Origin of the sequence: Streptomyces graminilatus, assembly GCF_001418565.1 — a bacterium.
Classification (GTDB): Bacteria; Actinomycetota; Actinomycetes; order Streptomycetales; family Streptomycetaceae; genus Streptomyces; species Streptomyces graminilatus.
The window spans coordinates 1-9,650 of the sequence record NZ_LIQQ01000039.1 but is presented as its reverse complement, the minus strand read 5'-3'; the positions used below and the strand labels follow the sequence as shown (position 1 = coordinate 9,650).

At 71.8% G+C, this 9,650-nt stretch carries 10 protein-coding genes and 1 pseudogene; 3 read left to right on the top strand and 8 right to left on the bottom strand.

What is annotated here, in order from left to right:
- From AOK08_RS04980 to sigE, 5 genes and pseudogenes are all read right to left on the bottom strand, one after another.
- Positions 1-372, bottom strand: a pseudogene (locus AOK08_RS04980) (hypothetical protein); the annotation flags it as partial.
- A 225-nt stretch (positions 373-597) separates the two neighbouring features.
- Positions 598-1,068 (bottom strand): sec-independent translocase, encoded by a 471-nt coding sequence (locus AOK08_RS04975; protein ID WP_055524007.1) that lies wholly within the window; start codon positions 1,066-1,068, stop codon positions 598-600.
- Between the two features lie 218 nt (positions 1,069-1,286).
- The gene (locus tag AOK08_RS04970) at positions 1,287-3,218 is read right to left on the bottom strand and encodes a trypsin-like peptidase domain-containing protein (RefSeq protein WP_055524005.1); all 1,932 of its coding nucleotides are present in this window, start codon (positions 3,216-3,218) and stop codon (positions 1,287-1,289) included.
- A gap of 142 nt (positions 3,219-3,360) precedes the next feature.
- Positions 3,361-4,350 (bottom strand): anti-sigma factor family protein, encoded by a 990-nt coding sequence (locus AOK08_RS04965; protein WP_055524003.1) that lies wholly within the window; start codon positions 4,348-4,350, stop codon positions 3,361-3,363.
- Positions 4,347-5,120 carry an RNA polymerase sigma factor SigE gene (gene sigE / locus AOK08_RS04960; RefSeq protein WP_198539115.1) on the bottom strand — a complete coding sequence of 258 codons (774 nt, stop codon included), beginning with the start codon at positions 5,118-5,120 and terminating at the stop codon, positions 4,347-4,349. Before sigE ends, AOK08_RS04965 begins: the two co-directional genes overlap by 4 nt.
- Positions 5,121-5,321: 201 nt before the next feature.
- Between sigE and AOK08_RS04955 the strand changes: the two genes are divergently transcribed.
- On the top strand, positions 5,322-6,020 hold the full coding sequence (locus AOK08_RS04955; RefSeq protein WP_079053837.1) for an O-methyltransferase: 699 nt from the start codon (positions 5,322-5,324) through the stop codon (positions 6,018-6,020).
- A 139-nt stretch (positions 6,021-6,159) separates the two neighbouring features.
- Here AOK08_RS04955 and AOK08_RS42430 read toward each other — a convergent pair whose 3' ends face one another.
- Positions 6,160-6,327 carry a DUF3117 domain-containing protein gene (locus tag AOK08_RS42430; protein WP_003966491.1) on the bottom strand — a complete coding sequence of 56 codons (168 nt, stop codon included), beginning with the start codon at positions 6,325-6,327 and terminating at the stop codon, positions 6,160-6,162.
- A gap of 389 nt (positions 6,328-6,716) precedes the next feature.
- Here AOK08_RS42430 and chcB point away from each other — a divergent pair, with 389 nt between their 5' ends.
- Positions 6,717-7,520, top strand: a complete 804-nt coding sequence (gene chcB / locus AOK08_RS04950) for a 2-cyclohexenylcarbonyl CoA isomerase (RefSeq protein WP_055523998.1) — start codon at positions 6,717-6,719, stop codon at positions 7,518-7,520.
- Between the two features lie 27 nt (positions 7,521-7,547).
- On the opposite strand, the gene AOK08_RS04945 is transcribed toward chcB, so the two are convergent.
- Both AOK08_RS04945 and AOK08_RS04940 read right to left on the bottom strand, forming a co-directional pair.
- The gene (locus AOK08_RS04945; protein WP_055523996.1) at positions 7,548-8,138 is read right to left on the bottom strand and encodes a DNA-3-methyladenine glycosylase I; all 591 of its coding nucleotides are present in this window, start codon (positions 8,136-8,138) and stop codon (positions 7,548-7,550) included.
- Positions 8,135-8,488, bottom strand: coding sequence for a DivIVA domain-containing protein (locus AOK08_RS04940; protein WP_055523995.1), 354 nt, complete (start codon positions 8,486-8,488; stop codon positions 8,135-8,137). Before AOK08_RS04940 ends, AOK08_RS04945 begins: the two co-directional genes overlap by 4 nt.
- Positions 8,489-8,742: 254 nt before the next feature.
- Between AOK08_RS04940 and folP the strand changes: the two genes are divergently transcribed.
- A complete protein-coding gene (folP, locus tag AOK08_RS04935) occupies positions 8,743-9,603 on the top strand; it encodes a dihydropteroate synthase (RefSeq protein ID WP_055523993.1) in 861 nt (286 codons plus the stop codon).
- Positions 9,604-9,650 lie beyond the last annotated feature (47 nt).

The following is a 9,650-nucleotide window of genomic DNA, read 5'->3' as shown; positions in this document are numbered from 1 at the left end:
CAGCAGCCCCACCCCGGCCAGCCAAGCCGCCGACGACACCGAGGTCGCCTCCAGCAGCCCCGTGCCGTCCGCACTGCGCCGTACGGGGTTTGCGGCCACGGTGACCACCACGGCGAACCGCTCCCGGTCCTCCCCCATGGCCTCGTGCCGTACGGAGGGTTCGTCACCGTGCCCGATGGAACCGTGCTCGACGGCGCCGTCGGCCGCCGTACCCACCTGCATCAGCCAGCGCGGTCCCGTGAAGGCCTCGTCGAGGCCGTACCAAGGGAAGGACGCCAGCAGATAGCCGTCGACCGTGCGCCGGGCGGAGGGGACCTGCTGTCCGCCCTCCGCGGCCGGCGCCTGCGCGCCCACCCGACTTGTCGTCTCCATGTACCCGGACGCCTCCTCGTTCTCGTCGGCCCGGAGCGGCCCGCCCCCCTTTCGGGCGCAACTCGTCCGGTCCCACATCAACTCGGCAGCATAGCCACCCCGCTCCGAGCAGCAGGGAAAGCGCCCGGCGCGTGGGCCGTGCGGACGCCCGTATCAGGCCTTCAGAGGCCCGGTCGGAGTATGAGACACGTCACGCGCGGACCGCCGGTACGGCGGATACGACGCTCAGGTGGCGTCCGCGTCGAAGGGCGGGCGCTCGTCCGGCGCGGGCTTCTTCGTCATGTCGACGCGGCCATCGGAGGAACCCGACGAGCCGACGGCGCCCGAAGGCGAATCGGACGAAGAAGAGGAGTACGAGGACGACGTGTCCGACTCGCGGCCGTGGACCGCGTCCGTGACCTCGGCCATCTCCTTCTTCAGGTCGAAGCCGTTGCGGATCTCCTTGAGCCCCAGTTCGTCGCTGTCCAGGTGCTTGCGGATGAACGTCTTGGGGTTCAGGTCCTCGAACTCGAAGTCCTTGAACTCGGGCCCCAGCTCCGAGCGGATGTCCTGCTTCGCGCTGTCCGAGAACTCCCGGATCTTGCGGATGGTGCGGGTGACGTCCTGGATCATCTTCGGCAGCTTCTCCGGACCGAAGACGATCACGGCGAGGAGCACGATCGTCATCAGTTCGAGCGGTCCTACGTCATTGAACACCTGAAGCTCCTTGCGATGTCCTCGGTTCCCGGCCCTCGGTGGTCCGTGCGGTCTTCGCGGCCTTCGCGGCCATCCGTGGTCCGGGCCGATTCCACGGTACCCGGCCATCTTGTCCCACCGGTACCGTCCTGAGCCCCAAGAGTGGCTGTACGCGACCGGTTTTCCGGGATGTTTGCCTAGTGGCCACCGATGAGGGCCCGCCACCTGTGACGTTTCTGTCAGTCGCCACCGGCGGACCCCAGGACGAGGGAGACCGTCCGCTGCCCGGCGCCGCGCCGCAGGGACAGTTCCAGCCGGTCACCGGGGCGATGTGCGCGGATCCTCACGATCAGTTCCTCGCCGGAGTGGACGCGCCGCCCGTCGACCCCGGTGATGATGTCGCCCGCCCGCAGTCCCGCCCGGTCCCCGGGGCCGCCCTCCGTCACCGGGGACCCGCCGTCGGTGCCCCGCGTGCCCACACGGGCGCCGTCGCCCTTGTAGTCCATGTCCAGGGTGACGCCGATGACGGGGTGGGTCGCCCGGCCCGTGTTGATCAGTTCCTCGGCGACGCGCCTGCCCTGGTTGACGGGGATGGCGAACCCGAGCCCGATCGAACCGGCCTGTGTACCGTCCAGCCCCGAGCCGCCGTCGGCGGACCGGATCGCGGAGTTGATCCCGACGACCCTGGCCTCGGCGTCGAGCAGCGGCCCGCCGGAGTTGCCCGGGTTGATGGAAGCGTCGGTCTGGAGCGCGTCGACATACGACACCTCGCTCCCGTCCCCGCTGTCGCCCCCGGCGGTGATGGGCCGTTCCTTGGCGCTGATGATGCCGGAGGTGACGGTGTTGGCGAGGTCGAAGGGGGCCCCGATGGCGACGACGGGATCGCCGACGGCCACGTTGTCGGAGTTCCCGAGGACCACGGGCCGCAGCCCCTCTACCCCGCTCACCCTGACCACGGCGAGGTCGTAGCCGCTGTCCCGGCCGACGACCTCGGCCTCGGCGGTCTCGCCGCCGCTGAACGTCACCGTCACCTTGCCACCGGCACCGGCGGCCTCGACGACGTGGTTGTTGGTGAGTATGTGACCCCGGCCGTCGAGCACGAATCCGGTGCCGGTGCCCTCGGCGCCGCTGCCGCGCACGTGCAGCGTCACCACGCTGGGCAGCGCCCGCGCGGCGATCCCGGCCACACTGTCCGGGGCCCGCCCGGTGGACTCGTCCAGTCCGGCCTGCGACAGCCGGATGTGCTCGCCGTCCCTGTCGTGCCGCTCCAGATAGGACCCGACGGCCCCGCCGATGCCTCCGGAGACCAGGGCGAGCGCGAGGGCCCCGGCGACCAGCCCACGCCTGCGCGCCCCCGGCCGGCCATCGGCGGGGCCGGCTCCGGTCTGCTGCAAGGGCGAGTGCGCGACGGGCGCCCAGGGGTCGTAGCGGCCCCAGGGGTCGTCAGTGGGCGTCAGGGGCTCCGGTACGGCCGTACCGTGCGCCGGGGGCACCGCGGGGTGCTGGACCGGCGGAGCGGGCGCCCAGGGGCCGGGCTGGCCGTACGGCGGGGTGCTGTAGGCATCGGGGTCGTGGCGGGGCCGTGGGCCGGCATCGACGGCGGGCACGGGATCGGACCCGAACCCGGGCGCGGGTACGGGATCGGACTCGGGCGCGGGATCGGACTCGGGCGCGGGTACGGGCACCGCTACGGGCGGCGGCAGTTCGAAGTCCCGCGCACCGACGGCGTTTCGGTCGCCGTGCCCGTAGTCACGCCCGTCACTGTGTCCGTCACCACGCCCGTCACCGTGTCCGTCACCACGCCCGTCACCGTGTCCGTCACCACGCCCGTCACCGTGTCTGTCGCCCCGCCCGTCACCGTGTCCGTCGCCCCGCCCGTCACCGTGTCCGTCGGTGTTGCCCTCGGCGTCGCTGTCGACCCGGCCGGACCCCGCCAGGGGCCGTTCCCCCTCGAAGCCGCTCCCGGCACCGGTTCCGGCGCCGGATTCGGGACCGCCGACGGATCCGAACCCGGAACCGTCCACGGCGGACTCCGCCGGAGCCGCTCCCGCTCCCTCACCCGCTCCAGCCCCCGCGCCCGCGCCCGCAGAGGCCGAAGCCTCCTGGCCGGGCGTCGATTCCCCGCTGAGCCGGCTCCACCAGCCGGCCCGCGCGGGCTTCCCCTCGTCCATGCTCTCCCCACACCTGGCCCGCCCGACGGCTCGTCGGCGGTGGCCGAGGGCCGCCGACGCCGCGAACCACCGCTCCGCCGACCGCTGTTGTGCGGACCGCCGATACGCGGTCCACACCTCGGATTCAACCAGGTTCGTGAGGTCAGCGGACCGTGTCCGACGTGGACGGGGACGGTGCGGGGGACAAGTCGGGCACCGGTGTCATGAGCAGGCCCCGGACCGCCGACCCGGGCGTCGTGGACCAGGCGGTCAGGGTGACCTCCGGGACCACCGGCGGGCGTATGAGCGGGGAGAGCACCGCGGCGGCGGCCACGACCGGCGCGGTCAGTTGGTGCATGGCCTCGCGCTCCCGCATCCCGGGCGGTGCCGGGATGCCCGGCAGCAGCGGCGCGGACGCCTCCGTCGTCGCCGCCGGAGTCCGTCCGAACGTCCCCTGTCCGAAGCCCTGCGAGAACAGCGGGGCGACCGACCGGCGCCGCTGGCTGTCGGGAGCCGTGGAGCCCCCACTGCCCTGCGGACGTGCCGGCGTCACATTGCTGCCGCCGGTGTTGCCTCGGGCGTCTGCCGTGTCGACGGGAACGCCCGTCGACACCCCGCCCAGCGCGATCGCGGCCAGCGACACCGCTCCGGCGGCGGCGGCGGCGAACCGCAGACCGCGCGAGGACGACCGGTCGGCGTAGTGACGGCCGACGTCGTGTATACGGAAGCCCCGGCCGGGAGCGGGCGGCAGCGCTGAGGTGTGCGGGCGCGCGGGAACGTATCCGAACCCTTCCCCTCTCACCCCGAAGACTCCCGAGCCCGAGCCGCTTCCGGGGAATCCGGAGAGCCCGTCCGTGAATCCTCCCCCGCCGAGCGGAGAGCCGCCGGAGTCGGAGTCACCGCCTCCGGGAAGGCCCTGGAGGCGGGCCAGGAAGCTCTCGGAGGGCGGCGGCGGGGCGACCTCGGCGAAGACGTTCTTCAGACGGCGCTGTGCGTCGGCCTCGGCCTTGCACTTCGCGCAGGTGGCCAGGTGCGCCAGGACGCGTTCCCGCGTCTCATGACCGAGCTCTCCGTCCACGAGGGCGGAGAGCCGGTCTCCCAGATGATGCTCGGCGAGCCGACGCTCGGCGGAGTACGGCCGTGATCCACTCACGCGGTCGCGCCCCCTCCTCCCAGCGCGGCCACCCGTGGCACCGCGAAGCGGCGCTCGGCACGGGCCTCCGGAGCACGGTGCGCGAGGGCCTTGCGGAGCTGGGAGCGGCCTCGGTGGATACGGGAGCGGACGGTGCCGAGCTTCACGCCGAGAGTCGCGGCGATCTCCTCGTACGACAGTCCCTCGATGTCGCACAGGACGACGGCGGCGCGGAACTCGGGCGCGAGCGTGTCCAGCGCCTGCTGGACGTCCGCGTCGAAGTGCGCGTCGTTGAAGACCTGCTGCGGGGACGGCTCGCGGCTGGGCAGGCGCTCGGCCGCGTCGTCGCCGAGGGCGTCGAAGCGGATGCGCTGCTTGCGGCGGACCATGTCCAGGAAGAGGTTGGTGGTGATGCGGTGCAGCCAGCCCTCGAAGGTGCCGGGCGTGTACGTCGACAGCGAGCGGAAGACGCGGACGAAGACCTCCTGCGTGAGGTCCTCGGCGTCGTGCTGGTTGCCCGTCAGGCGGTAGGCCAGGCGGTAGACGCGGCCACTGTGCGTGCTGACGATCTCCTCCCACGAGGGCGGAGTCCACGCCTGCCCGTCCGCGTCGGTGGAGAAGGTCGCGGTCTGGGCTCGGTCAGCGGCGTGGCTGGGGTCAGCAGCGGTGTTGTTCACGGATCTCGGCCTACCCGCTGATCCGAGAAGGCGCCGGAGCGCTCCTCCCCGATCCACAGGCGCAGCCGCACCTCCCCTGTCGGCTCTGGTGGTGTCCAGTGGAGCCCCTACCATAGCCACCTCGCCCGTTAGCTCCGGATAAGCGGTTTTGCGGGAAATCGCTGGCCGCCGGGCCGGCTCCGACGGCCGCTCCAGCACCCGCAACGCGTTCCCGGTGTTGTCCATGTGTTCCGTGTGCCGACCCATTCGCTGATCCCCCATGCAGTCGTCCTGTCCGCGCCACCTCGTCCCGCACCCCTTCAAACGACTGGTCCCATCTGCGGGTTCCCGGGCGCAACGGATACAGTCACGCCGAGGCAACCACGGGGACAGGAGAGGGTCATTACCGGCAACCGGCAGACGAGCTGGGCGTTCGCCGACGCCTTTGTCGCCGAGGACGAAGCACTGCGCTGGGCCCGTGACCGGGCCCGCGAGGCAGGGCTGCGCTCGGTGGCGCCCAGCACGGGCGCCGCGCTACGGCTGCTGGCCGCCTCGGTGGACGCGAAGGCGGTGGCGGAGATCGGGACCGGGACGGGCGTCTCGGGGATGTATCTCCTGCACGGCATGCGCCCGGACGGTGTCCTGACGACGGTCGACCCCGAGCCCGATCACCAGCAGTTCGCCCGCCAGGCCTTCCGCGCGTGCGGCTTCGCCAGCAACCGCGCCCGTTTCATCCCCGGCCGCGCCCTGGACGTACTGCCCCGGCTCGCGGACGCGGGCTACGACCTCGTCTTCTGCGACGGCGACCGGCTGGAGTGCCTGGACTATCTAGCTGAATCGTTGCGTCTGCTCCGTACGGGTGGCCTGGTGGTTTTCGAGGGCGTGTTCGCCAATGGCAGGACGGTCGATTCGGGGCCCCAGCCCACCGAGGTCATACGGCTGCGGGAGCTGCTGCGCGCGGTGCGCGAGAGCCAGGAACTGGTGCCGTCCCTGCTGCCCGTGGGCGACGGCCTGCTGTGCGCGGTCAAGCGCTGAGCCCCGCGGCCCGCAGTGCGTCCACAGTGCCGGAAGCCCCTGAAGCCGCTGGAGGGCAAAGCTGGAGGGCAAAACAGTGCCCCGGCACCGTATGTTCACGGCGCCGGGGCAGCTGAAAGGGTATGGACGCGTCCGCGCGTCAGCCGACGACCTTCTTGAGGGCATCGCCCAGCGCGTCGGCCTCGTCAGGGGTCAGCTCGACGACGAGCCGACCGCCGCCTTCGAGCGGAACGCGCATGACAATGCCCCGCCCCTCCTTTGTCACCTCGAGCGGGCCATCGCCCGTCCGCGGCTTCATGGCCGCCATGCTCGTTCCCCTTCCTGAAACCAGCTCATCGTCGCCGACGGCCCCCTGGGAGGGCACGCGCTTCCCCTCATGAGAGGCACGTCACCGGCATCGAACACATTGCTTCCCAGCCATTATCCCGCATCTCAGGACCCTATGACCAACATCAGTCGGCATCGCTTGAGCAACGCGCGCGATCAAAACCACTCAATTCGGCGATGTGGCTGCGATACTTCGCCGCCGCGCGCACTCCCGGCCGACCAGCACCGCACCGGAATTCTTTGACGCAGGTCACATGACCGTCTCTCTCCCCCGCGCGTGATCTCCGCCATGCTGTCATGGGACGAACACGTACCGACCAGTACGCAGGACGACGCAGCGACGCAGCCGCGAAACCGGAGGGGATCCCCATGGCCGACACCGTGCTCTACGAGGTGCACGACGGACTGGCGACGATCACGCTGAACCGCCCGGAGGCGATGAACGCGCTGAGCATCGCGGCGAAGGTCGCGCTCCGGGACGCGGTCGAGGCGGCGGCCGAGGACGACGCCGTACGGGCGGTTCTGCTGACCGCCGCCGGTGACCGGGCGTTCTGCGTGGGCCAGGACCTCAAGGAGCACATCGGGCTCCTGCTCGCCGACCGCGAGGCCGGCACGGGCCAGACCATGACGACGGTCCGCGAGCACTACAACCCCATCGTGCGGGCCCTGACGGGCATGCCCAAGCCGGTGGTGGCCGGCGTGAACGGCGTCGCGGCCGGGGCCGGCCTCGGCTTCGCGCTGGCCGCCGACTTCCGGGTCGTCGCGGACACCGCCGCGTTCAACACGTCGTTCGCGGGCGTGGCCCTGACCGCCGACTCGGGCGTCTCCTGGACGCTCCCGCGCGTGGTGGGCCCCGGCCGGGCCGCCGACCTGCTGCTGTTCCCACGCAGCGTCACAGCGCAGGAGGCGTACGAGCTGGGCATCGCCAACCGGGTCGTCCCGGCGGCGGAGCTGCGGGCCGAGGCCGAGAGGACGGCACGGGCCCTGGCCGAGGGCCCGACAGTGGCGTACGCGGCCCTCAAGGAGGCCATGGCCTACGGGTTCACCCACTCCCTGGCGGAGACCCTGGAGAAGGAGGACGAACTCCAGTCCCGCGCCGGCGCTTCGGAGGACCACGCGATCGCGGTGCGGGCGTTCGTCGGCAAGGAGACGCCGAAGTACTTGGGTCGCTGAGCGGCCTTGGGGAGGAAAGCTCCGCCCTTACAAGGCGGTTCTCGCCGCGCACGTCTCCAGGTGGTCGTTCACCAGTCCGCACGCCTGCATCAAGGCGTACGCCGTCGTCGGGCCCACGAAGCGCAGGCCGCGCTTCTTCAGGGCCTTGGCGAGGGCGGTCGACTCGTCGGTGACCGCGGGGATGTCGGCCAGGGTCCGGGGGACCGGGCGGGTGGCCACGTCCGGGGCGTGGGACCAGATCAGCTCGTCCAGTTCCCCCGGGGCCCACTCGGCCAGCACGCGCGCGTTGGCGATCGTCGCGTCGACCTTCGCTCGGTTGCGGATGATCCCGGCGTCGGCGAGGAGGCGTTCGCGGTCGGCGTCCGTGAAGACCGCGACGGACGAGATCTTGAAGTCGGCGAAGGCGGCGCGGAAGCCCGTCCGGCGGCGCAGGATCGTGATCCAGGAGAGGCCGGACTGGAAGGCCTCCAGGGAGACCCGTTCGAAGAGGGCGTCGTCGCCGTGGACCGGACGGCCCCACTCCTCGTCGTGGTACGCCACGTAGTCCTCCGTGGACAGCGCCCAGGGGCAGCGCAGAGCGCCGTCGGGACCCGCCAGGGCCGCGCCCTCGTCGCTCACTGCTCGTCCTCCTCGACGACCGGCTTCTCCATGCTGACCCGCGGCGCGGCCTGGGCGCCGGCCAGCGCGGACTCCAGGTCGACGATACGGGCGTCCCGCTCGGCGAGTTCGGCGCCGAGGCGGGTGAGCGCGTCGTCGACGTCCGACATGCGGTAGCCGCGGGCCGCGACGGGGAACCGGAGGGACTCGATGTCGTCGCGGCCGACCGGGCGGTCGGGCGGCAGCAGGTCCTGGAGCCGCTCGGGCGCGACCTCCGGCAGCACGGCGCTCTCGCCACCGCCCACCACGGCCAGCGTCACCGCGGTGACCACGACGGCGAGCGCGACGACCAGGAACAAGAACATCAACATCGCTGGGTCCCCACGAAATCGGATGGATCGGATGGATCGGATGGATCGGATGGATCGGATGGATCGGATGGATCGGACGGCTTGGGTTGATCTGGGTTGATCTTGGTTGATCGGAGGTGCCTGTGCCGGTGCGGCAGGGTCCGATCGTGCCATGCGAGTCTGGCAGTTATGGTCGCAGGCGGCCGAACACAGGGCTGATTGCCGGGCCGGGCACAGGAACGTACTGGGAGACGCACACGGTGAGGTCACAGCGGATGCTCAGGCTGGGCAGGCGTGAATTCGGTCCGCACGAGCCGGTGATCATGGCGATCGTGAACCGGACCCCGGACTCGTTCTACGACCAGGGAGCCACCTTCCGCGACGAGCCGGCGCTCGCGCGCGTGGAGCAGGCGGTGTCGGAGGGGGCCGCCATCATCGACATCGGCGGGGTGAAGGCGGGGCCGGGCGAAGAGGTGACGGCGGCGGAGGAGGCGCGGCGGACGGTCGGCTTCGTGGCGGAGGTGCGGCGCCGTTTCCCCGATGTGGTCATCAGTGTGGACACCTGGCGGGCCGAGGTGGGTGAGGCCGTGTGCGAGGCGGGGGCCGATCTGCTGAACGACGCGTGGGGCGGCGTGGATCCGCGCCTCGCCGAGGTCGCGGGGCGGTACGGGGTGGGGCTGGTGTGCACGCACGCGGGCGGTGCGGAGCCGCGGACTCGTCCGCATCGGGTGGCGTACGAGGATGTCATGGCCGACATCCTGCGGGTGACCGTCGGGCTGGCCGAGCGGGCCGTCGCGCTGGGGGTGCCGAGGGAGTCGGTGATGATCGATCCCGGGCACGACTTCGGGAAGAACACGCGGCACAGTCTGGAGGCGACGCGGCGGCTCGGGGAGATGGTGGAGACCGGGTGGCCGGTGCTGGTGTCGTTGTCCAACAAGGACTTCGTGGGCGAGACCCTGGACCGGCCGCTGAAGGAGCGGCTGGTGGGGACGTTGGCGACGACGGCGGTGTCGATGTGGCTGGGGGCGCGGGTGTATCGCGTCCATGAGGTGGCGGAGACACGGCAGGTCCTGGACATGGTGACGTCGATCGCCGGCCACCGTCCCCCGGCGGTGGCGCGGCGAGGGCTGGCGTAGGGCTCTTCCTCGCCCCCGCCGCCCCTACCCGTCCCGTCCCTGGGGGC

Excerpts from the sequence above, each read along its gene's own strand:
- AOK08_RS04970 (WP_055524005.1), bottom strand. The coding sequence starts at position 3,218 with ATGGACGAGGGGAAGCCCGCGCGGGCCGGCTGGTGGAGCCGGCTCAGC.
- sigE (WP_198539115.1), bottom strand. The coding sequence starts at position 5,120 with ATGGTAGGGGCTCCACTGGACACCACCAGAGCCGACAGGGGAGGTGCG.
- AOK08_RS42430 (WP_003966491.1), bottom strand. The coding sequence starts at position 6,327 with ATGGCGGCCATGAAGCCGCGGACGGGCGATGGCCCGCTCGAGGTGACA.
- chcB (WP_055523998.1), top strand. The coding sequence starts at position 6,717 with ATGGCCGACACCGTGCTCTACGAGGTGCACGACGGACTGGCGACGATC.
- AOK08_RS04940 (WP_055523995.1), bottom strand. The coding sequence starts at position 8,488 with ATGTTGATGTTCTTGTTCCTGGTCGTCGCGCTCGCCGTCGTGGTCACC.
- folP (WP_055523993.1), top strand. The coding sequence starts at position 8,743 with ATGCTCAGGCTGGGCAGGCGTGAATTCGGTCCGCACGAGCCGGTGATC.